Annotated in this window: 20 protein-coding genes and 2 pseudogenes; 10 read left to right on the top strand and 12 right to left on the bottom strand. The window is 69.8% G+C overall.

Annotation, left to right across the window (positions count from 1 at the left end; translation table 11 throughout):
• Positions 1 to 22 precede the first annotated feature (22 nt).
• Entirely contained in the window at positions 23 to 700 is a 678-nt protein-coding gene (locus tag PZB75_RS10640) for a response regulator transcription factor (protein WP_275535059.1), read from the top strand.
• Positions 701 to 739: 39 nt separating this feature from the next.
• Positions 740 to 2,005 carry an ATP-binding protein gene (locus PZB75_RS10635; protein ID WP_275535058.1) on the top strand — a complete coding sequence of 422 codons (1,266 nt, stop codon included), beginning with the start codon at positions 740 to 742 and terminating at the stop codon, positions 2,003 to 2,005.
• A gap of 66 nt (positions 2,006 to 2,071) precedes the next feature.
• On the opposite strand, the gene PZB75_RS10630 is transcribed toward PZB75_RS10635, so the two are convergent.
• Entirely contained in the window at positions 2,072 to 2,590 is a 519-nt protein-coding gene (locus tag PZB75_RS10630) for a GtrA family protein (protein ID WP_275535057.1), read from the bottom strand.
• Positions 2,591 to 2,746: 156 nt separating this feature from the next.
• Between PZB75_RS10630 and PZB75_RS10625 the strand changes: the two genes are divergently transcribed.
• The 3 genes from PZB75_RS10625 to PZB75_RS10615 are packed head-to-tail and all read left to right on the top strand — an operon-like array spanning position 2,747 to position 5,709.
• Positions 2,747 to 3,925 carry a 5-(carboxyamino)imidazole ribonucleotide synthase gene (locus PZB75_RS10625; protein ID WP_275538659.1) on the top strand — a complete coding sequence of 393 codons (1,179 nt, stop codon included), beginning with the start codon at positions 2,747 to 2,749 and terminating at the stop codon, positions 3,923 to 3,925.
• On the top strand, positions 3,922 to 4,455 hold the full coding sequence (purE, locus tag PZB75_RS10620) for a 5-(carboxyamino)imidazole ribonucleotide mutase (RefSeq protein WP_275535056.1): 534 nt from the start codon (positions 3,922 to 3,924) through the stop codon (positions 4,453 to 4,455). Before PZB75_RS10625 ends, purE begins: the two co-directional genes overlap by 4 nt.
• Positions 4,456 to 4,512: 57 nt before the next feature.
• Positions 4,513 to 5,709, top strand: coding sequence for a dipeptidase (locus tag PZB75_RS10615; protein ID WP_275535055.1), 1,197 nt, complete (start codon positions 4,513 to 4,515; stop codon positions 5,707 to 5,709).
• Positions 5,710 to 5,792: 83 nt separating this feature from the next.
• Here PZB75_RS10615 and PZB75_RS10610 read toward each other — a convergent pair whose 3' ends face one another.
• Entirely contained in the window at positions 5,793 to 6,155 is a 363-nt protein-coding gene (locus tag PZB75_RS10610) for a VOC family protein (protein WP_275535054.1), read from the bottom strand.
• 96 nt (positions 6,156 to 6,251) lie between these two features.
• Here PZB75_RS10610 and PZB75_RS10605 point away from each other — a divergent pair, with 96 nt between their 5' ends.
• Positions 6,252 to 6,755, top strand: coding sequence for a CGNR zinc finger domain-containing protein (locus PZB75_RS10605; RefSeq protein ID WP_275535053.1), 504 nt, complete (start codon positions 6,252 to 6,254; stop codon positions 6,753 to 6,755).
• A gap of 77 nt (positions 6,756 to 6,832) precedes the next feature.
• On the opposite strand, the gene PZB75_RS10600 is transcribed toward PZB75_RS10605, so the two are convergent.
• Complete coding sequence (locus tag PZB75_RS10600; RefSeq protein ID WP_275535052.1) at positions 6,833 to 8,176, bottom strand: UDP-glucose/GDP-mannose dehydrogenase family protein; 1,344 nt, start codon at positions 8,174 to 8,176, stop codon at positions 6,833 to 6,835.
• A gap of 197 nt (positions 8,177 to 8,373) precedes the next feature.
• On the opposite strand from PZB75_RS10600, the gene PZB75_RS10595 reads away from it, so the two are divergent.
• Positions 8,374 to 9,531 carry an acyl-CoA dehydrogenase gene (locus PZB75_RS10595; protein ID WP_275538658.1) on the top strand — a complete coding sequence of 386 codons (1,158 nt, stop codon included), beginning with the start codon at positions 8,374 to 8,376 and terminating at the stop codon, positions 9,529 to 9,531.
• A 70-nt stretch (positions 9,532 to 9,601) separates the two neighbouring features.
• On the opposite strand, the gene PZB75_RS10590 is transcribed toward PZB75_RS10595, so the two are convergent.
• From PZB75_RS10590 to PZB75_RS10565, 6 genes and pseudogenes are all read right to left on the bottom strand, one after another.
• Positions 9,602 to 10,264, bottom strand: coding sequence for a class I SAM-dependent methyltransferase (locus tag PZB75_RS10590; protein ID WP_275535051.1), 663 nt, complete (start codon positions 10,262 to 10,264; stop codon positions 9,602 to 9,604).
• Between the two features lie 72 nt (positions 10,265 to 10,336).
• A complete protein-coding gene (locus PZB75_RS10585) occupies positions 10,337 to 10,819 on the bottom strand; it encodes a hypothetical protein (RefSeq protein ID WP_275535050.1) in 483 nt (160 codons plus the stop codon).
• 331 nt (positions 10,820 to 11,150) lie between these two features.
• Positions 11,151 to 11,990: a DUF5753 domain-containing protein gene (locus tag PZB75_RS10580; protein WP_275535049.1), complete on the bottom strand. Its 840-nt coding sequence runs from the start codon at positions 11,988 to 11,990 to the stop codon at positions 11,151 to 11,153.
• A gap of 18 nt (positions 11,991 to 12,008) precedes the next feature.
• Complete coding sequence (locus PZB75_RS10575) at positions 12,009 to 12,536, bottom strand: DUF6879 family protein (protein ID WP_275535048.1); 528 nt, start codon at positions 12,534 to 12,536, stop codon at positions 12,009 to 12,011.
• Positions 12,517 to 12,747: a hypothetical protein gene (locus PZB75_RS10570; RefSeq protein WP_275535047.1), complete on the bottom strand. Its 231-nt coding sequence runs from the start codon at positions 12,745 to 12,747 to the stop codon at positions 12,517 to 12,519. The genes PZB75_RS10575 and PZB75_RS10570 overlap by 20 nt, the downstream gene beginning before the upstream one ends.
• A 437-nt stretch (positions 12,748 to 13,184) precedes the next feature.
• Positions 13,185 to 13,342 (bottom strand): annotated as a pseudogene (locus tag PZB75_RS10565) (SAM-dependent methyltransferase); the annotation flags it as partial.
• Positions 13,343 to 13,428: 86 nt separating this feature from the next.
• On the opposite strand from PZB75_RS10565, the pseudogene PZB75_RS10560 reads away from it, so the two are divergent.
• A pseudogene (locus PZB75_RS10560) lies at positions 13,429 to 14,211 on the top strand (DUF5954 family protein).
• A gap of 44 nt (positions 14,212 to 14,255) precedes the next feature.
• Here the strand turns inward: PZB75_RS10560 and PZB75_RS10555 are convergent.
• Positions 14,256 to 15,545, bottom strand: a complete 1,290-nt coding sequence (locus tag PZB75_RS10555) for an LCP family protein (protein WP_275535046.1) — start codon at positions 15,543 to 15,545, stop codon at positions 14,256 to 14,258.
• Positions 15,546 to 15,664: 119 nt separating this feature from the next.
• Between PZB75_RS10555 and PZB75_RS10550 the strand changes: the two genes are divergently transcribed.
• The gene (locus PZB75_RS10550) at positions 15,665 to 16,213 is read left to right on the top strand and encodes an acyl-CoA thioesterase (protein WP_275535045.1); all 549 of its coding nucleotides are present in this window, start codon (positions 15,665 to 15,667) and stop codon (positions 16,211 to 16,213) included.
• 204 nt (positions 16,214 to 16,417) lie between these two features.
• Here PZB75_RS10550 and PZB75_RS10545 read toward each other — a convergent pair whose 3' ends face one another.
• A complete protein-coding gene (locus PZB75_RS10545) occupies positions 16,418 to 17,797 on the bottom strand; it encodes an LCP family protein (protein ID WP_275535044.1) in 1,380 nt (459 codons plus the stop codon).
• Positions 17,798 to 18,073: 276 nt separating this feature from the next.
• Between PZB75_RS10545 and PZB75_RS10540 the strand changes: the two genes are divergently transcribed.
• Positions 18,074 to 19,102, top strand: coding sequence for a glycosyltransferase family 2 protein (locus PZB75_RS10540; RefSeq protein ID WP_275535043.1), 1,029 nt, complete (start codon positions 18,074 to 18,076; stop codon positions 19,100 to 19,102).
• 91 nt (positions 19,103 to 19,193) lie between these two features.
• Here PZB75_RS10540 and PZB75_RS10535 read toward each other — a convergent pair whose 3' ends face one another.
• Positions 19,194 to 20,882: an LCP family protein gene (locus tag PZB75_RS10535; RefSeq protein ID WP_275535042.1), complete on the bottom strand. Its 1,689-nt coding sequence runs from the start codon at positions 20,880 to 20,882 to the stop codon at positions 19,194 to 19,196.
• Between the last annotated feature and the right edge of the window lies 1 nt (position 20,883).

Here is a 20,883-nt window from a genome sequence, read left to right as displayed (position 1 = left end):
CCACGCGGTCTACCATCACCTCATGACCCGTGTACTGCTCGCCGAGGACGACGCTTCCATCTCGGAGCCGCTGGCCCGCGCCCTGCGTCGGGAGGGATACGAGGTCGAGGTCCGCGAAGACGGCCCGACCGCCCTCGACGCCGGCCTCCAGGGCGGCATCGACCTGGTCGTGCTCGACCTGGGGCTGCCCGGGATGGACGGCCTCGAAGTCGCCCGCCGGCTCCGCGCCGAGGGCCACACCGTGCCGGTCCTGGTGCTGACCGCCCGCGCCGACGAGGTCGACACGGTGGTCGGCCTCGACGCGGGCGCCGACGACTACGTCACCAAGCCCTTCCGGCTCGCCGAACTCCTCGCCCGGGTCCGCGCCCTGCTCCGCCGGGGCGCCACCGAACCCGTCCCGCAGCCCGCCACCCACGGCGTCCGGATCGACGTCGAGTCGCACCGCGCCTGGATGGGCGAAGAGGAACTCCAGCTCACCGCCAAGGAGTTCGACCTGCTCCGGGTCCTCGTCCGGGACGCCGGCCGGGTCGTCACCCGGGACCAGCTGATGCGCGAGGTCTGGGACACCACCTGGTGGTCGTCGACGAAGACCCTCGACATGCACATCTCCTGGCTCCGCAAGAAGCTCGGCGACGACGCGGCCAACCCCCGCTACATCGCCACGGTCCGGGGCGTCGGTTTCCGGTTCGAGAAGAGCTGACGCGCGGGGTCCAGGAAGAGCTGACGGACAGAGACAGCCATGCGCCGGAGACTGATCAATTCCACGCTCGCCGTGGTGCTCGTGGTGATCGCCGTCTTCGGCGTCTCCCTCGTCATCGTCGAGACCCGCACCATCAGCAGCAGTGCCCAGGAGAGCGTCGACTCCGAGGCGCTGCGGCTGATCAGCGTCGTCGAGAGCCGGCTCCTCGGCGAGGAGCGGATAAACCCCGTCGTCCTGGCCGAACAGGTCGACGACAGCCGCTACGCCGTGGTCAGGATTCCCGGCCGGCCCGCCCTCGAAGTCGGCAAGCAGCCCACCGGCAGCGTCATCCGCAGCACGGCCGTCGGGGACCGGGGCGAGAAGGTCACCGTCGAGGAGTCCCGCTCCGCCGTCACCCGTGAGGTCGGCCGCACCCTCATGATCATCGGTGCGGTGGCGCTCCTCGCGATCGTGTCCGCGGTGCTCCTCGCCGTACGGCAGGCCAATCGGCTCGCCTCGCCGCTCACCGATCTCGCCGAGACCGCCGAACGCCTCGGCTCCGGCGACCCCCGGCCCCGCCACAAGCGGTACGGAGTGCCCGAGCTGGACCGGGTCGCGGACGTCCTCGACTCCTCCGCCGAACGGATCGGCCGGATGCTGACCGCCGAGCGCCGCCTCGCCGCCGACGCCTCCCACCAGCTGCGCACCCCGCTGACCGCGCTCTCCATGCGGATCGAGGAGATCTCCGCCACCGACGACCTGGACACCGTGAAGGAGGAGGCGAACATCGCCCTCACCCAGGTCGAACGCCTCACCGACGTCGTGGAACGGCTGCTGACCAACGCCCGCGACCCGCGTACCGGCTCCGCCGTCGTCTTCGACCTCGACGAGGTCGTCAAGCAGCAGATCGAGGAGTGGCGCCCGGCCTACCGCAGCGCGGGCCGCGCCATCGTCTGCTCCGGGAAGCACGGCATGCGGGCCGTCGGCACCCCGGGCGCGGTAGCGCAGGTGCTCGCCGCGCTGATCGAGAACTCGCTGATGCACGGCGGCGGCACGGTCGCGCTGCGCACCCGGGTCACCGGGAACCAGGCGGTCATCGAGGTCACGGACGAGGGCCCCGGCGTCCCGCCCGACCTGGGCGCGCGGATCTTCGAGCGCACCATCAGCGGCCGCAACTCCACCGGGATCGGCCTCGCCGTCGCCCGGGACCTCGCGGAGGCGGACGGCGGCCGGCTCGAACTGCTCCAGCAGCAGCCCGCCGTCTTCGCGCTCTTCCTGAGCAGGGTCGCGCTGGACCGGAGACCGCCGGAACGCCCGGTCCGCTGAGCCGCGGGACCGGCCGCCCCGGTCCTCGCCCCCGCCCCGGCCTCGGCACGGGCAGGGTCCGGCGCGTCAGCGGACGGCGGGGTCGGCCACCTCTACGGCTTCGGGTCGTCGCTGTTCCAGAAACCTCTCCGCGCTGAGCACGGCCTCCCTTGCGGGCAGGGCCTTGAACACCCAGGTCCGGTAGGACCAGAAGCGGAACAGGGTGGCGATCCCGATGCCCAGGATCTTGAAGACATTGCTCTGGACCGGGCTGTTCCAGCCGAAGCCGTACGTGGCCGTGTACAGCACACCGTTCTCGATCACCGCGCCCGCCGCGCTGAACAGCAGGAACAGCACCAGTTCCCGGGTCCGGCCGCTCTTGTCACGGTCGCGGTACGTCCAGTAGCGGAAGCCGACGTAGTTGAAGAGGATCGCGACGAAGGTCGCCAGCACGCTGGCCCGCACCACCTGGAGGTCCGACACGTGCCGCACCAGGTTGAAGACCACGATGTTGACCAGCAGACCTATCGCGCCGACCGCGCCGAACTTGGCGACCTCCCGGGCCAGCAGATCCAGCCGGGTCCGCAGTGCGCCCCGTTCGTTCATGGTGATCGCTCAACCCCGTCCGATCGGTTGCGTCAACCCGGTCATGCTAACCAGCCCGGCCGTGTCACGCCCCCGGATCGGCCCGAAGCCCCCGGGGGAAGCCCCCCGCTCCACGACCTCCCCCGCCGCGGTACGGGCGGGAGCGCCGACCGGGGCATCGTCGGGGCACCCCGGGACGGCGGATACCCTGGAGGAGTGACGTTTCCGGTAGTCGGCATGGTCGGCGGCGGTCAGCTCGCCCGCATGACCCACGAGGCGGGCATCCCCCTCGGCATCAGATTCAAGCTTCTCAGCGACACCCCGCAGGACTCGGCGGCCCAGGTGGTGAGCGATGTCGTCGTCGGCGACTACCGCGACCTGGACACGCTGCGCGCCTTCGCGCGCGGCTGCGACGTGATCACGTTCGATCACGAACACGTGCCGACCGAGCACCTGCGCGCCCTGGAGGCGGACGGCATCCCCGTGCGCCCCGGCCCGGCCGCGCTGGTGCACGCCCAGGACAAGGGGGTGATGCGCGCGAAGCTCATGGAGATCGGCGCCCCCTGCCCCCGCCACCGGATCGTGGCGGACGCGGCCGACGCCGCGGAGTTCGCGGCCGGGACCGGCGGCTTCCCGATCATCCTCAAGACGGTCCGCGGCGGATACGACGGCAAGGGCGTCTGGGTGGTGCGCTCCGAGGAGGACGCCGAGCAGCCGTTCCTGGCCGGGGTGCCCGTCCTGGCCGAGGAGAAGGTCGACTTCGTACGGGAGCTGGCGGCCGACATCGTCCGCTCGCCGCACGGCCAGGCCGTCGCCTACCCGGTCGTCGAGTCGATCCAGGTGGACGGCGTCTGCGACACGGTCATCGCCCCGGCCCCCGGGCTGGACGAGCGGCTGGCCGGAGAGGCCCAGCAGCTCGCCCTGCGGATCGCGGCCGAGCTGGGCGTCGTCGGACACCTCGCGGTCGAACTGTTCGAGACCCGGGACGGGCGCATCCTCGTCAACGAGCTGGCGATGCGCCCGCACAACTCCGGGCACTGGACCCAGGACGGCGCGATCACCTCGCAGTTCGCCAACCACCTGCGGGCCGTGCTGGACCTCCCGCTCGGCGACCCGCGTCCGCGCGCCCCCTGGACGGTCATGTGCAACGTCCTCGGCGGCGACTACCCGGACATGTACCAGGCGTACCTGCACTGCATGGCCCGCGACCCGCAGCTCAAGATCCACATGTACGGCAAGGACGTGAAGCCCGGCCGCAAGGTCGGCCACGTCAACACCTACGGCGACGACCTGGCGGACGTGCGCGAGCGCGCCCGGCACGCGGCCGACTACCTGCGAGGAACGATCACCGAATGACCTCCACCGGCGCACCCCTGGTCGGCATCGTCATGGGCTCCGACTCCGACTGGCCCGTGATGGAGGCGGCGGCCGAGGCGCTCGACGAGTTCGAGATCCCGTACGAGGTCGACGTCGTCTCCGCGCACCGGATGCCCCGCGAGATGATCGCGTACGGCGAGCAGGCGGCCGATCGCGGTCTCAAGGCGATCGTCGCGGGCGCCGGCGGCGCCGCCCATCTGCCCGGAATGCTCGCCTCCGTCACCCCGCTGCCCGTCATCGGGGTACCCGTTCCGCTGAAATATCTGGACGGCATGGACAGCCTGCTCTCCATCGTGCAGATGCCCGCCGGGGTCCCCGTGGCCACCGTCTCCGTCGGCGGCGCGCGCAACGCGGGCCTCCTCGCTGCCCGTATCCTCGCCACCCACGACAGCGAACTGCTGGCCCGCATGCGGGAATTCCAGCAGGAGCTGAACGACCAGGCCACCGAGAAGGGCAAGCGGCTGCGGGCCAGGGTCCAGGGCGCGGACTCCTTCGGCTTCGGCAAGTAACCGCTCGCCCGACGTACCAGGCACCAAGCAGCGGCACGGAGCAGGGAGCTCACGACCATGGCGGACCAGCTGACCCGGGCGATGGAACTCCTCGCCGACCATCCCGTCGTCGACGGCCACAACGATCTGCCGTGGGCACTGCGCGAACAGGTCGGCTACGACCTCGACGCCCGTGACATCGCCGCCGATCTGACCGGACTCGTGCACACCGACATCCCCAGGCTGCGCGCCGGGGGTGTCGGCGCGCAGTTCTGGTCGGTGTACGTCAGCGGATCGCTGACCGGTGACGCCGCCGTCAGCGCCACCCTCGAACAGATCGACGTGGTCGCCGAGCTGCTGGAGCGCTATCCGCTGGACCTGCGGCGCGCGCTGACCGCCGACGACATGGAGCGGGCCCGCGCCGAGGGCCGTATCGCCTCCCTGATGGGCGCCGAGGGCGGGCACTCCATCAACAACTCGCTGGGCACGCTCCGCGCGCTGCACACACTGGGCGTGCGGTACATGACGCTCACCCACAACGACAACGTCGACTGGGCGGACTCGGCGACCGACCGCCCGGCCGTCGGCGGTCTCTCGCCGTTCGGCCGCGAGGTCGTACGGGAGATGAACCGCGTCGGGATGCTGGTCGACCTCTCCCACGTGGCCGCCACGACGATGCGTGACGCGCTGGCGACCTCCGAGGCGCCGGTGATCTTCTCGCACTCCTCCGCCAGGGCGGTCTGCGACCACCCGCGCAACGTCCCCGACGACGTGCTGGCGCGGCTGCGGGTCAACGGGGGCATCGCCATGGCCACCTTCGTACCGAAGTTCATCCTGCCGGAGGCCGTCGAGTGGACGCTCGCCGCCGACCGGAACATGCGCGAACACGGTCTGCACCATCTGGACACCAGCCCGCCCGCGATGCGCGTCCACTCCGACTTCGAGGCCGCCCACCCCAGGCCCCGGGCCACGGTGGACACGGTCGCCGACCACCTCGACCACATGCGGGCCGTGGCCGGGATCGACCACATCGGCATCGGCGGCGACTACGACGGCACGGCCTTCCTCCCGGAGGGGCTTGAGGACGTCGCCGGATATCCGCACCTGATCGCGCGGCTCCTCTCGCGCGGCTGGTCCGAGACCGATCTCGCGAAGCTGACCTGGCGCAACGCCGTACGGGTGCTGCGCGAGGCGGAGTCCGTCGCCCGCGAGCTGCGCAAGCAGCGCGGTCCCTCGCACGCCACGATCGAGCGACTGGACGCCCCGCAGGACTGACGGCCGGCCGGGGACGACCGGCGGACATGACGAACGGGACGCCCCCGCACAGGGGCGTCCCGTTCGTCATGCGGCGCGAGGTGTCAGTCGACGCACAGGCAGAACGGATGGCCCACGGGGTCCGCGTAGACCCTGAAGGACGGGTGGCTGTCCGCCGTGTCCAGCACGGTGGCACCCAGGGCGAGCACGTCGCGCTCCGCCGCGTCCATATCGGTGACCGTCACATCCAGGTGGAACTGCTGCGAGCCCTCGGTGCCGGGCCACGTCGGCGGTACGAAGCCGGGGACGGCCTGGAACGCCAGGGGGGTTCCGCTGTCCGTCCTGAGGGCGACCCATCCGTCGCCGTCGTCCTCCGGCCGGCCGCCGAGCAGTCCGGAGTAGAACTCCGCGAGCGCGACGGGATCGGGGCAGTCCAGGACAACGGCCCTCTGGGTGGCGATGGCCATGGTGTTCCTCCTCGGATCGACGGACAAGTTACCGGTATCGCGCTTCATGCGGTAACGGTTACTGCATGCTGCCGCATCTGAAGTAACGTCGCAACCATGAACGAGAGGGCGCCCGCACCCGGGGGGCTCGCGCTGATCGAGGCGCTGGTCAACACGCTGGACGTCGAGACCGGTGCGGACACGCTCGACACGCCGGAGGGCCGGGCGGCCTTCACCCTCACCGAACGGGATCTCCCCGGCATCCGCACGCTCCGCGAGGCGCTGCGCGCCGCCTGCCTCGCACACGCGGGCCACGCCCCGCCCGGGGCCTCCTCGCTGAACCGGCTGCTCGCCGAAGCCCCTCTGCTGGTCACCGTCGACACGGCGGGCGCGGTCGCGCTGCGCCCGGCGAGGGACCCGGACGCGCTGCTGTCCCGTGTCGCGGCGGTCATCGCCGACGCGGCGGCCGACGGGACCTGGGCCCGGCTGAAGGCGTGCGAGGCCGAGGACTGCCGCTGGGTCTACTACGACCGCAGCCCGGCGGGCCGGCGCCGCTGGTGCTCGATGTCGGTCTGCGGGGCCCGCAACAAGATGCGCACCTACCGCGCGAAGCGCGCGTGACCGCCGGGGCCCCGGACCCGGGCCGCGCATGACTGCCGGGGCCCGGACCCCGGACCTGGGACCCGGCCGGGTCCGGCTCAGGCGCGGGGGCGGCCCATCGCCCGGTAGGTCCAGCCCGCAGCCCGCCACCGCTCGCTGTCCAGCGCGTTGCGGCCGTCCAGGACGGTCCGGTGCGCCACGGCCTCGCCCAGCTCCACCGGGTCCAGCTCACGGAACTCGCGCCACTCCGTCAGATGCAGCACCACGTCCGCGCCGCGCACCGCTTCGAGCGCCGAGTCCGCGTAACCGAGGGTCGGGAAGAGCTGCCGGGCGTTGTCCATGCCCTTGGGGTCGAAGACCGTGACCTGGCCGCCCTGGAGGTGGATCTGTCCGGCGACGTTGAGGGCGGGGGAGTCCCGTACGTCGTCCGAGTCCGGTTTGAACGTCGCGCCCAGCACCGCCACCCGCCGTCCCAGGAAGGAGACCCCGCCGACGGCCTCCCTGGCCAGCTCCACCATGTGGCCCCGGCGCCGCATGTTGATCGAGTCGACCTCGCGGAGGAAGGTCAGCGCCTGGTCGGCGCCCAGCTCGCCGGCGCGTGCCATGAAGGCCCGGATGTCCTTGGGCAGACAGCCGCCGCCGAAGCCGATCCCGGCCCGCAGGAACTTCCGGCCGATCCGCTCGTCGTGGCCGATCGCCTCGGCCAGCTTCGCCACGTCCCCGTCGGCGGCCTCGCAGACCTCCGCCATCGCGTTGATGAAGGAGATCTTCGTGGCGAGGAAGGAGTTCGCGGCGGTCTTCACCAGCTCGGCGGTCGGGAAGTCGGCCACCACGAACGGCGACCCCTCGGCGACCGGGATCGCGTACACCTCGCGCAGCAGCTTCTCGGCCCGCTCGCTCTCCACACCGACCACGATCCGGTCCGGGTGCACGGTGTCCGCCACGGCGAAGCCCTCGCGCAGGAACTCCGGGTTCCAGGCCAGCTCGGCGTCCGCGCCGACCGGGGACAGCTCGGCGAGCCGGGCGGCCAGCCGGGCGGCGGAGCCCACCGGCACGGTCGACTTGCCGACCACCAGGGCGGGCCGGGTCAGATGCGGGGCCAGCGATTCGAAGGCGCTGTCCACGTAGCTCATGTCGCAGGCGTACTCGCCGTGCTTCTGCGGAGTGTTGACGCAGACGAAGTGCACATCGCCGAACGCGCCGACCTCCTCCCAGGAGGTGGTGAACCGCAGCCGGCCGCTGGACCCCTCGATGCCGGCGACATGCCTGCGGAGCAGTTCCTCCAGGCCCGGTTCGTAGAACGGCACCCGTCCCGCCGACAGCAGCTCGATCTTCTCGGGCACCACATCGAGGCCGAGTACGTCGAAGCCCAGTTCCGCCATGGCCGCGGCGTGCGTGGCGCCGAGGTAGCCGGTGCCGACCACGGTGATCTTGAGGGCCATGGAGTGCTCCTGAGGGGTGCGGACAGGCGTGCGGTGAACGAGCATAGTCGGGGCGCCCCAAGGGCGTTCGGACCGGCTCCCGCGCTGGTCATCACGGTTGTCGTGAAGCTCACGTGACGCTCTCGTATGCCGGGGCGGCGGCTGGGCCCTAAAATTGGGTTACTTAACGGTAGTTAGCATCCAGGGGAGTGAGTGTCGTGGCGGGTTCGACCGATTTCGACCTGTACCGTCCGGCCGAGGAGCACGACATGCTCCGCGAGACGGTCCGGGCGCTCGCCGAGGCGAAGATCGCCCCGCACGCGGCGGCGGTGGACGAAGAGGCCCGCTTCCCGCAGGAGGCGCTCGACGCGCTGGTCGCGTCCGACCTCCACGCCGTGCACGTCCCCGAGGAGTACGGCGGCGGCGGAGCCGACGCGCTCGCCACGGTCATCGTGATCGAGGAGGTGGCCCGCGTCTGCGCCTCCTCCTCCCTCATCCCGGCCGTGAACAAGCTCGGCTCCCTGCCGGTCATCCTCTCCGGCTCCGAGGACCTGAAGAAGAAGTACCTGGGCCCGCTCGCCAAGGGCGACGCGATGTTCTCGTACTGCCTCTCCGAACCGGACGCGGGATCGGACGCCGCCGGCATGAGGACCAGGGCCGTCCGCGACGGCGACTTCTGGGTCCTCGACGGGGTGAAGCGCTGGATCACCAACGCGGGCGTGTCCGACTTCTACACGGTCATGGCCGTCACCGACCCGGCCAAGCGCTCCAGGGGCATCAGCGCCTTCGTCGTCGAGAAGTCCGACGAGGGAGTCTCCTTCGGCGCCCCGGAGAAGAAGCTCGGCATCAAGGGCTCTCCGACCCGCGAGGTCTACCTCGACAACGTCCGCATCCCCGCCGACCGCATGATCGGTGACGAGGGCACGGGCTTCGCCACGGCGATGAAGACCCTGGACCACACCCGCATCACGATCGCCGCCCAGGCGCTCGGCATCGCCCAGGGCGCCCTCGACTACGCCAAGGGATACGTCCAGGAGCGCAAGCAGTTCGGCAAGCCGATCGGCGACTTCCAGGGCGTCCAGTTCATGCTCGCCGACATGGCGATGAAGCTGGAGGCGGCCCGCCAGCTCACCTACTCGGCCGCGGCCAAGTCCGAACGCGTCGACGCCGACCTCACCTTCTTCGGCGCCGCCGCCAAGTGCTTCGCCTCCGACGTGGCGATGGAGGTCACCACGGACGCGGTCCAGCTGCTCGGCGGCTACGGCTACACGCGCGACTACCCGGTGGAGCGCATGATGCGCGACGCGAAGATCACCCAGATCTACGAGGGCACGAACCAGGTCCAGCGAATCGTGATGGCGAGGAACCTGCCGTAGCCCGGCCTCGGCGGCCCGACGAGCGCCCCGGCCCGAAGGGGTGGGGCGCTCGCGGCCGTTCCCTTCCGGGTCAACGCCGCACGCCACGTACGATCAGCGTTCCGATGTGCCCCTCGGCCGGGGCGTCCAGGACGGTGGCCTCGACCTCCTCGAAACCACTCCTCGCCAGCAGCGCGGCCCATGTGCGGGGTGTGTAGCTGTACCGGTAGGTGAACATGGCCTTGCCCGCGAAGCCGCCTTTGTACATGCCCTGGGGGCCGTAGGCCCCTGGGATGGCCGGAGGTTGGGAGAAGACCAACCTGCCACCAGGGTTGAGCCGTTTGGTGATGAGGGGGAAGAGCTTCACCGGGTCGGTGAACCAAACCGCTCCGAAGATCGAGTAGATGGCGTCGTACGTCTGCGTGCTCGCAGCGAAATGCTCAAGCGCTTCCGCACAAATGAACTCCGCCCCCATAGGTCCCCAGCGTTCGGTGAGGTGCTTGACGGCCACCGGAGACAGGTCCAGGCCCGTGACTTTGACTCCCTGGTTCAGAAGGAACGCCAACGCTCGCCCAGTACCGCAGCCGATTTCCAGTGCCGTTTTCGGCGAACCCAGGAGTTCAGGCCCTGGGCCGTGGCTGGCGTACTGCGTCCAGCCGAGCACCGGTTCAGCCTCCAAGGCCTTGTCCTTCGTGCTCTCGGCGAAGGCGTCCCAGAGTTCGCGTTCAGAGTCGATGTTGTGCTGGGCGGGCAACTGTCGTCCTCGGTTCCACATTGGTTCGGTGCCCCGCCCTGGGGAAGGCGGGGCACCCCGTACAGGGCGGCGCTAGTGGCTGTCGGGCGCCTTGTTGTCGCATGGCGAGCACTCCGCCGCGTCCATGCCCCACAGCTCGTCGTCCACGGCGAATCCGTTCTCCCTCAGGATGTCGGCCGTCCGAGTCACGGTGCCGTCGCAGCGCCGCTGGATCAGGGGAGCGTGGTGCTTGTACTGGCCGCTGTTGTATTCGTCGCACAGAGCGAAGTACAGCGGAGTGTCCAGGATCAGGGCGTGAACGGCCACGTCCACCGTGTAGCCGACGCCCATGTCCACGCCCTTCCGCTCCATGGCGGTGATTGTGTACGCGATGGCCTCGTCCAGCAGCCGTTCGGCAGTGTTACGGGTCATGACGCTGTTGTCGCGCAGCAGGAGGGCGATTTCTCGATCCCACAGCGTCGGCTCGGTGTCGGTGATCAGGTGGGGTACTCGATGGGCCAGTGCGTTGAGGATGATCTGAGGCTCACGAGTACGGGTCTGAACTGCTGTGCTCATCGTGCGTACCTCCAGGGAGAAGGGTTGCGTGGAGCGTGCGGGCTGGCCAGTTGCGCTCAGACGCCGTCCCGGATACGGCGCTCACTTTCGGGAGCACACGGGTTAGCCGCGTGAACGGGGCAGCGACACAGAAGGAAGCGGTTCGACGCGGAAAGCTTCGAAGCGGGTGCCACCTCATGCTTCGGAACCCGCTCCGTGATGCCGTCCCTCGTCACTCGATAGACCGCGATGGTCATCGCCATGCTTGCCTCCGGCTGTCAACTGGCTGTGGCAAGAACGGTAGGAAGAGAGGCAGCCAAGCAGGGCCGATGTTGCACGGTGTTGTACGCCTTCATTCCTCGGTGGCGTCGAGGGCCTTCCTCATCAAGGCTTTGGCATTCGAGCCGTACACAGCTGCTCGTGCCATCTGAGCGAACGCGCTCAGGTACACGTCGATCTCGGCTCGATTCGTCACTCGGACCATGGCTGTCAAGGTTTCCACCTGAACTTCGCGATCATCGAATGCGTAGAAGGATTCGACGGGCCATACCGGGCGGCGTGACATGTGGGGGATGATTCCGAAAGCCAGGTTGGGGTGCCCGATGACGGACATGAAGTGTTCCAGTTGTTGCGCATGCTGCGGAGGGTCGGTCATCGGCATGTACAGGGCCGACTCCTCGATGAGGACGGACACTTGATTGCCCCGGAGAGTGGCGGCCGAGCGCTCCAGACGCGCCCGTACGGCGTCCTCGACATCGTCGGGAAGCCCCCTGAAGCGACGGATCGTACGGAGAATGCCCCGCGCGTACGCCTCCGTCTGGAGCATCCCGGGGAGGACCCCGCAGCTATACACACGGAAGGAGCGTGTCTCCTGGTAGATGCCGTTGCGTTGCGCCTTGCTGAGGCCGCCCTTCAAGTACTGGGTCCACTGGACATACAGGGTCTTGGCCGTGCGTGTGGTCTCTATCAGCGCTTCAGCTTCTTCGGGCCTTCCGCATGCCGTGCACCATGCGCGGAGGTCGGCGGGCTTCGGGATCGTCTTCCGGTGCATGATCCGGTGAGCCTTGGAACGGTCCCAGCCGCACAGAGCGGCCAGCCGGGCCCCCGATAGATCGGCGTCTTCCATCATGCGAGTAAGCCGGTCGGCAACTGCTTTATGGGCCTCTTCAGCCGTCGACAGAGGTGAGGTCATGGACTGGCCGCTGTTCTGTCAGACGTCGTACTTGTCGTGCGGGACAGCTCGCTCCCAGACGGCCTCGAACATGTCAGCACACCGTTCCGCCACGCCCGCGTCGTCCGTGAAGTCCGTGTGCATCCAACGACCGTCACCATCGAAGACGTTGAACTGGACCAGCTTGCCGTCAAAGAGCCAGAAATCGTTTCCAGGCAACAGCAGGTCGGACGCCTGCCGACGCGGCAGCCACCGGACTCCCTCCCCGCAAGCGACGTTGCCATACGTGACGTAATGCTCCCACTTGATGTAGTCCGAGACGGGCTCACCCACCACCCGCGCGCGGTGCACCGCCACACCTTTTGCGGTCATGTCCTGGATGAGTCCGTGCCAGTCCTCACGCCACCATGACGAGCGGTCATCCCAGTCCTTCCGTTCCCCTGCTAGCCAGGCGTCGAAGGCAGGGTGTTCCCCGGGGACGGCGTATGCATCGCGGGTCTCAAGGTGCACTGCTGAGCGCTCACACTGCCTGAGCAGATCGGCGAACTCAGCCAGACTCTGCGACACGGATAGCCTCCTTGAGGAGCGGGATCATCCTCGGTTCCAGAACGATCAGCGTCTCATCCTCGGCTCGCGGCGAGTCAGCCACCGTCCGAGCCTGCACGTCTTCCCCGGCCCGCCGCGCCTGTACGAGTAGCCGTCGGTCGTCATCCACCCAAACCGCAGGGCACCCGTTCACGTCAGACTCGGGATCTTTACCGATGAAGGTGTAGCCCATGGTGCGCCCTTCCTACTGGGAACGTTGCACTGCGTTGCAGTCTGTTACACGAGTCTCACCCTTTGGGTTGGTGAGGTCAAGAGGACGGTTGTCGGTTCTGCGTGCGGCACGGGGCCGCGCGCCCGTCATCGCAGCATCCTGGCCAGCCGTTGGTCTCGCGCGATCATGGGGAAATGCTGGGGGACACCCCTGCAAGGGGGTGTTCTCGCAAGTCGGAGCAGCAGAGGCTGTAAAGCACCTGGATCTACGGAGGCACGAACCAGGTCCAGCGAATCGTGATGGCGAGGAACCTGCCGTAGCCCGGCCTCGGCGGCCCGACGAGCGCCCCGGCCCGAAAGGGCGGGGCGCTCGCGGCCGTTCCCTTCCGGATCAACGCCGCACGCCATGTACGATCAGCGTACCGATGTGCCCCTTGGCTCCCGGCGTTCGGTCAGGTGCTTGACGGCCACCGGTGACAGATCCAGACCGGTGACCTCGCCCCCCGGCTGAGCAGGAACGCCAACGTCCGCCCGCTGCCGCAGCCGATTCCCGGCGCCGTTCCCGGTGACCCCAGAAGCTCCGCGCTCGGCCCGTGTCCGGGGTACTGCGTCCAGCACGGCCCCCGGCGGTCACCCCCGTCCCATACGCGGTGACTTCGGCGGAACGGCTGACGGCCCGTGTCCACATCGGCACACTGGGTGCGTGGTTGATCACCCAGGGAAGTCCCCCGGCCATCTGGTCATCAGTGTCCGGCGCCGCGCCGACCCGGTGTCCGAGGCACCGAGGCGGACGCCTTCGTGGCGGCGCGGAAGTATCCGAAGGTCCTGATCCGTGGGCCGCTCTTCGGTGTCGCGGAACAGCGGCGCGGGGAGCGGCCCCGCTGGCGTCTGCTGGACGACATGGACACCGGGCTTCCCCAGGACGCGCGTGACGGGCTGAACTCCCGTCTGTGGTTCAAGGCGAGGGACGACGCGGAGGACCGCCGGGAGCGGAGGTCGCTGCTGGACGCGGTGGCCCGGCTGGACGCCGAGCCGGTGAACGAGGTCTCGGCCGCCGGGACGCGCTACCGGGTCGTACGCGCCGACGAGTTCGCCCGGGTCGGGGACGGCGGTCTCGAACCGCCCCGACCGACGGACGTGGACTGCGAGGACTGGGACCCGGACGCGGCGGAGGTGTCACGTACGAAGGGGTTCGTGATCGACCACGCGGCGGCGGTCGGGCCGACGGAAGGGCTCGACCGGCTCGGGCTGGTGTCCCTCCCGTACACCTCGGAACGCTTCCCCGCCGACGTACTGGCCGACTCCCGGCGGGCGTTGACCACCCACCCGGGGGCGGTGCTTCCGCATCGTCCGCGTCGAGCGCATGATGCGCGTCGGCCCCGACGGTCCCGAGCGGCCCCGTCCCTCGGACATGGACGACCACCCGCCCATGAAGATCCATCCCGACATGGACGAGTGGGGGAACGTCACCCACCACGGGGAGTGAGGGCAGGAGGAGCGGGTGCCGCGTGGCCGGCGGCACCCGCGTGGTCAGTTGCCGGTGACGGTGACCTTGTCGTCCTTCTTCAGCTGCTCCACCAGCTGCTTGACCTTGGCCTTGTCCCAGGCCAGATCACCGCCGACACTGCCCGAGATCGGCATGTTCATCGACGTGCCGTCGCCGCTGGTGACGCCCTTCATCGCGAAGAACATCTGGCCCAGGGACCACAGCGACATGTCCTTGTCGACGACCAGCGTGTCCAGGCCGGCGCCCATCACGGGGTACAGCTTGAACGGGTTGAGGACGGTCGACGGCGTCGCCGTCTGGTTGGCCAGCGCCGCGAGGAACTTCTGCTGGTTCTTCGTACGGGCCAGGTCGGCCTCGGCGAACGCGTAACGGGTCCGTACGAAGGCGAGCGACTGCTCGCCGTTCAGGGTCTGCTTGCCCGCCTTGAAGTCGGCGCCGGACTTCTTGTCCTTGAACGCCTTGGGGATGTCCAGCTCCACCCCGCCGATCGCGTCGACGATCTTCGCGAAGCCGCCGAAGCCGATCTCGACGTAGTGGTCGATCCGCAGCCCGGTGTTGAACTCGACGGTACGCACCAGGAGTTCCGGCCCGTCCTCGGCGTACGCCGCGTTCAGCTTGGTGAAGCGGCCACGGGCCGGGTAGTCCTTGCCGGAGTCGGAGCCCTTGTACGAGGGGATCTCGACGTGCGAGTCGCGCGGCAGCGAGATCAGCGTCGGACCGTTCGAACCGTCGTGCAGGATCATCATCGAGTCGGTGCGGCCGCTGTCCTTCGGGCCTCCGGTGTGGAGCTTCTGCTTGTCCTCGTCGGTCATGCCCTCGCGGCTGTCGGAACCGACGATCAGATAGTTGGTGCCCTCGCCCTTGGAGGGCCGCTCGATGACCTTGGACAGGTCGACGTCCCGCTTGAGCTTCGAGTCCGCCCAGAAGTACGTGGAGACGGAGACGGCGAGGACCACGATCACCAGGGTCAGGGTGCCGATCTTGATCCTGCGGCGCCAGTTCGGCGCCGGGCGCCCCCGCACGTATCCGCTGTCGCCGCCACCCGCGCGGTTCCCGTCCCGGCCGCCCCCGCCGCCGCCGTAGACCTGGCCCGTGTTGTACCCGCTGTCGAACGGGACGCCCTCGTCGGCGCCCGCCCGCTCGGGCCGGCGCTGTGCCGGCGGGACCGGACGCTGCCTCGGCGGGGCGGGCCGCTGCTGCGGAGGGACCGGCTGCCGCTGGACGTGCCGCATCACACGGGCGCTCTCGGGCTGCGGGCTCTCGCTGCCGCGCCCGAAGCGGTTCTCGCTGCGGTCCTCGGGCCATTCGTTCATACCCACCAGTGTGCGGGCCGGGCGTGTCGGTAATACAGGGCGCACGGGAAATCGGTCCAGGGCTGTTGCGAACCTGATGCATTGCGGGTCCGTCGTGGCCCCCACATAAGGTGGAGGGCATGACAGATCAGGCCCCGCGCCCGGAGGGCGACATTCCGGGCAAGCCGACCGCGGCGTCCCGGACCACTCTCAGCCACATCATGACCGGCAGCGACACGAACCTGCTGGGTACGGTGCACGGCGGCGTGATCATGAAACTGGTCGACGACGCGGCGGGCGCGGTGGCCGGGCGGCACTCCGGCGGGCCCGCGGTGACGGCCTCCATGGACGAGATGGTGTTCCTGGAGCCGGTCCGCGTCGGTGACCTGGTGCACGTCCGTGCCCAGGTGAACTGGACCGGCCGCTCCTCGATGGAGGTCGGCGTCCGGGTCATGGCCGAGCGGTGGAACGAGTCGACCCCGGCCCAGCAGGTCGGCAGCGCCTATCTGGTGTTCGCGGCGGTCGACGGGGACGGCAGGCCCCGCCCCGTACCGCAGGTGATCCCCGAGACGGAGCGCGACAAGCGGCGCTACCAGGAGGCCCAGATCCGGCGCACCCACCGCCTGGCCCGCCGCCGCGCGATCAAGGAGCTGCGCGAGAAGCGCGTGGCCGACGGCATCGACGACTGACAGCCCTCGTCCTGCCGTCCCACTACGGCCCGGGACGCACGGCGCCGGCCGCGCACGCCCTCCTCCAGCGGTCGCTGCCTCACGGATGCGGGCCCGGCCGCCCGCTCCCCCGGGGCCCGGCCGCCCGCATCCTCCGCTGGCCCGCCCCTCGGGTGACCGCGTCGGTCGTGGGCGGATCTCCCGCCCCTCGGGTGACCGCGTAGGTCACCGGCAGACCTCCTGGTCCCCGGTGACCGCGTCGAACTCGCCCCGGTGCTGTTCCTCGGCCCGCACCGGCCGCACCTTCCGGAAGTCCGCGCCCACCGTCACCCTCATCGTCCCGCCCTGCCCCACGACCGCCCGCAGCTCGCTGCCGGGCAGGGCCTCGGCCAGGGACTTCGCGGACCGGTCCCAGCGCGGGTCGTAGGTGATCAGGGTGCGTTTCAGGTCACGCGTGGTCCCGTTGAGCGGTTGGCCCGTGGTGGCGAAGCCGGAGGCGCGCAGCTCGCGGTCGACGTCCTGCCCCAGGCCGTCCTTGGGCGTCCCGTTGTGGACCCGTACCCGGATCTGTTCCGGCGCGACCTCCACCGTCGTCGCCGGCCGCGCGTCGTCCCGCTGCCCCTTCGGCCGCCGCGGGGTGAGCGGCTTGTCGTCCCGCAGTGCCTCGAACAGCTTCTTCGACTTCGCCGGGTCCCACTTGACCGTCGAGCCGATGCCCTTGACCGGATAGCCGGGGTTCCCGACCGGTACGGAGGTGAACTCGGACGAGGCGGGGGTGAAGCCGCGCATGGCCCTGCCGATCTCCAGCAGCTGTTCCGTACCGAATCCCCGGTCGGCCCGGACCGAGCTGAGCATCGACGACGCCACCTGCTGGAACTTCGCCGGGTTCAGCAGCACCCCGCTGCTGGTCGTCTGTTTGATCAACGACGCGAAGAACGTCTGCTGGCGCCGCATCCTGCCGAGATCGGCGGCCCCGTCGACGTGCCGGGAACGTACGTACTGGAGCGCCTGTCCGCCGTCCAGCTCGTGGCTGCCCGCGGCGAGGTCGAGTCCGGTGTACGGGTCCTTCATCGCCCGGGGCGTGCAGATCCGTACCCCGCCGAGGGCGTCCACCGTCTTCATGAAGCTGGTGAAGTCGACCTCCAGGTAGTGGTCGACCTTGACGCCGGTCATGTGCTCGACGGTCCGCACGGTCAGGCCGGGGCCGCCCTCCGCGTAGGCGGCGTTCAGCTTCAGCGGATGGGCCTCGTGGTGCTCGCCGGTGGTGCGGTCGGTGTGCTCGGGGACCTCGGCGTAGCTGTCGCGCGGCAGGCTGACGACGGCGGCCCGGTCCCGGTCGGCCGACAGGTGCACCAGCATGATCGTGTCGGTGCAGTTGCAGGGCGTGCCGCCCAGGCGGTACTTCGCCTTCTGCGCCCGGGTGATCTTCTCGCGGCCGTCGGTGCCCACCAGCAGCAGGTTCATGCCGTGGCCCGCGCGTGGTCTGTTCTTCATGTCCTTGAACGGGTCGATCCGGTCGATGCCCGTCTCCAGGCCGCTCACCAGCGCGTGGCCGATGCCCCCGGCGCCGAGCACCAGCACGGACAGCCCCGTCACCAGCCGCATGCCCCACCGTGGCCGTCCGGGCCGCTTTCCGGATCTGCGCGGCGGGAGGGGAGCCCGGGGACGTGGCGGTCGGGGGGAGCGCTGCGGCATGGGCATGCGGGGTGACACCTCCGCGGTGCGAGGGGGAATCGTTCGCACGGTAGGCCAATATGATCTTCAGTCCGGGAAGTGGCCCGGGGGCGCGCGTCCGCGTCCCCCGTTCGCGGTAACGTGGCGGCTGGATACCGCTGTTTCCTGGGGGAAGACCCCAGCTCCCGAGGACCCCCCGAGGACCACATGTCTGCCGCGCAGCACCCCGCCGTCTCCGTGATCATGCCGGTGCTCAACGAGGAACGTCATCTCAGGAACTCCGTCCGGCATATTCTCGAACAGGAGTACGACGGTGAGATGGAGGTGGTGATCGCGCTCGGCCCTTCGACGGACCGTACCGACGAGATCGCCGCCGAGCTGGTACGGGAGGACTCCAGGGTCCACACCGTCCCGAATCCCACGGGCCGCACCCCCGCCGCGCTGAACGCCGCGATCAAGGCATCGCACCACCCGATCGTGGTACGGGTCGACGGTCACGGCATGCTCTCGCCGAACTACATCGCGACCGCCGTCCGTCTCCTGGAGGAGACCGGCGCGCAGAACGTCGGCGGCATCATGCACGCCGAGGGCGAGAACGCCTGGGAGGACGCCGTCGCCGCCGCGATGACGTCGAGGATCGGCGTCGGCAACGCGGCCTTCCACACGGGCGGCAGCGCCGGACCGGCCGAGACCGTGTATCTGGGCGTCTTCCGCCGCGAGGCACTGGAGAGGGCGGACGGCTACAACGTCGAGTTCATCCGCGCCCAGGACTGGGAACTGAACTTCCGCATCCGCGAGGCCGGCGGGGTGATCTGGTTCTCGCCCGAGCTGAGGGTCCAGTACCGGCCGCGTCCCTCGGTGAGGGCGCTCGCCAAGCAGTACAAGGACTACGGCCGGTGGCGCCATGTCGTCGCCCGCTACCACGCGGGCTCGATCAACGTGCGGTACCTGGCGCCCCCGGTCGCCGTCTGCGCGATCGCCGCCGGGCTCGCCGTCGGCGCCGCCGTCACCCCGTGGGCCTTCGTCGTCCCGGGCGGGTACGTCGCCGCGATCGTGGCCGGGTCGGTCCCGGCGGGCAAGGGCCTGCCGCTGAGGGCCCGGGTCCACATCCCGGTGGCGCTGGCCACCATGCACATGTCGTGGGGATTCGGCTTCCTCACCAGCCCGCGCTCACTCGCGCGGAAGGTCATCGCGAGCCGCCGCCCCTCGATGCGGGAACAGACCGTCCGATCGTGAAGCACCGGCCGGGGCACCGGTCATGACGCCCCATCAGCCGCGAGGAGCCCCGCCGGACGACCGGTGGGGCTCCTCGCGTACCGGCCGCGCGCTACCAGGTGAAGGCCGGGTTGACGTGCATGCACTTCGACTCGTCCTCGCCGTTGAGCGCGTTCGCCGATTTCGGGGGGGCCTTGTCCGCGACGGGCTTGGGGTACTCGCCGTCCTCACGCCAGTCGGCTCCGACGGTCAGCGTGATCCCCGGGACGTCGGTCGACTTCTTCACCGAACCCACCGGGATACCCAGCGCCTTGGCGACCGCCTGGGCATCTCCCTGCATCTCGGAGCTCGGGAACAGGATGCCCGTCCGCGCGGCCGGCGTGCCGTTCTGCGGGTCCACGGCCGCCTTGGTGAAGCCCTTGCCGGTCAGCAGCTCGGCCACCGAGGTGGCCCGCCCCTTGGCCGGCGCCTGGGTGGCGCTGCCGCTGCCGTTGCGTACGCTCACCGCTATCTCGGCCGGGGCCGCGGACGGGAGCTGCGGGGTGGGTGAGACCTTGCGCTTCGACTTCTTGCCGTCGAGCGGGACGTCGTCGCGGATCATCCGGAAGAGCTGATCGGCGTCCCCGGCCTTGGGGAAGACCCGGCCCCGGAGCGCGCCCTCGCCGTACACATTCGGCATGGTCGTCATGGTCAGACGATCGGTCGGCGCCTTCTGCAACTCATCGGCCAGGTCGTACAGCTTCTTGACCGTGTCGAGTCCCTTGTCGACCGTCAGCGCGTTCGTCGCCGACTCGGCGAGACCCATCAGCTTCCCGGGGTCGGTCAGCTTGGTGCCCTTGCGCAGCTCACGGACCATGGAGTTCATGTACATGTGCTGGGCCTCGACCCTGCCGAGGTCGCTGCCGTCACCGAAGCCGTACCGGGTACGCAGCCACTGGAGCGCCTGCTTGCCCTTGACCTTGTGGGTGCCCTCCGGCAGCCGCAGGCCCGAACCGTGGCCGTCGCTGGTGTGCGAGTAGATGTTGGCGTCCACGCAGACCGGGACGCCGCCTATCGCGTCGGCCATCGAGACCACGCCCGAGAAGTCGATCATCATGAAGTGGTCGATGGTGATGCCCGTGAGCTCGTACCAGGCGGCCACCGTGCAGCCGGGGCCGCCGCGCCCCAGACTCTGGTTCGTCTGGACGTTGCCCGTGCTGGCGGAATAGACCTTGCCCGTCTTGGGGTCCGTGCACTTGGGCATCTTCAGCATGGTGTCGCGCGGCATGCTGACCACCGAGATGTTGCTGCGGTCCGCGGACAGATGGAGCAGCATCTGTACGTCCGCGAGGGGCGGGGCGCCGAAGGTGTCCTTGGCCCCGCCCAGTTCCTGGTTCGCCTTGGAGTCCCGGGCGTCGGAGCCGATGAGAAGGATGTTCAGCGGGGTCTGGCCCGCGGCGTTGGCCTTGTGGTCGGCCATCTTCTTGTCGCCGAGGGTCAGGTCCGCCTTGCGGAGGTTCCCGTTGAGGTGGTTGTAGTAGATGTATCCGGCGCCGGCCGTGCCGAGTATGAGCACCGAGACCGCGGCGGCGGACCAGCCCAGTATTCGGCGCTTGGTGCTCTTGCGCGGAGGGTTCTTCCGCCGTCCGGGGCGCTTGCCCGTGCCACCGGACGGGCCGCCCGCCGACCCGTTCGCCTCCGCGCCGCCTCCCCCTGATCCGCCCTTGCCCGCCCCGTCGTACAGGCTCTCGTCCCAGCCGAGCTGACCGGCGTGCCGGACGCGCGGCCGCGTCCCCTCCCCAGGCGTACTGCTTCGTCCCACC

Origin of the sequence: Streptomyces sp. AM 4-1-1, assembly GCF_029167625.1 — a bacterium.
GTDB lineage: Bacteria > Actinomycetota > Actinomycetes > Streptomycetales > Streptomycetaceae > Streptomyces.
The sequence above is the reverse complement of the archived record's forward strand: the minus strand, read 5'-3'. Positions and strand labels throughout refer to the sequence as shown.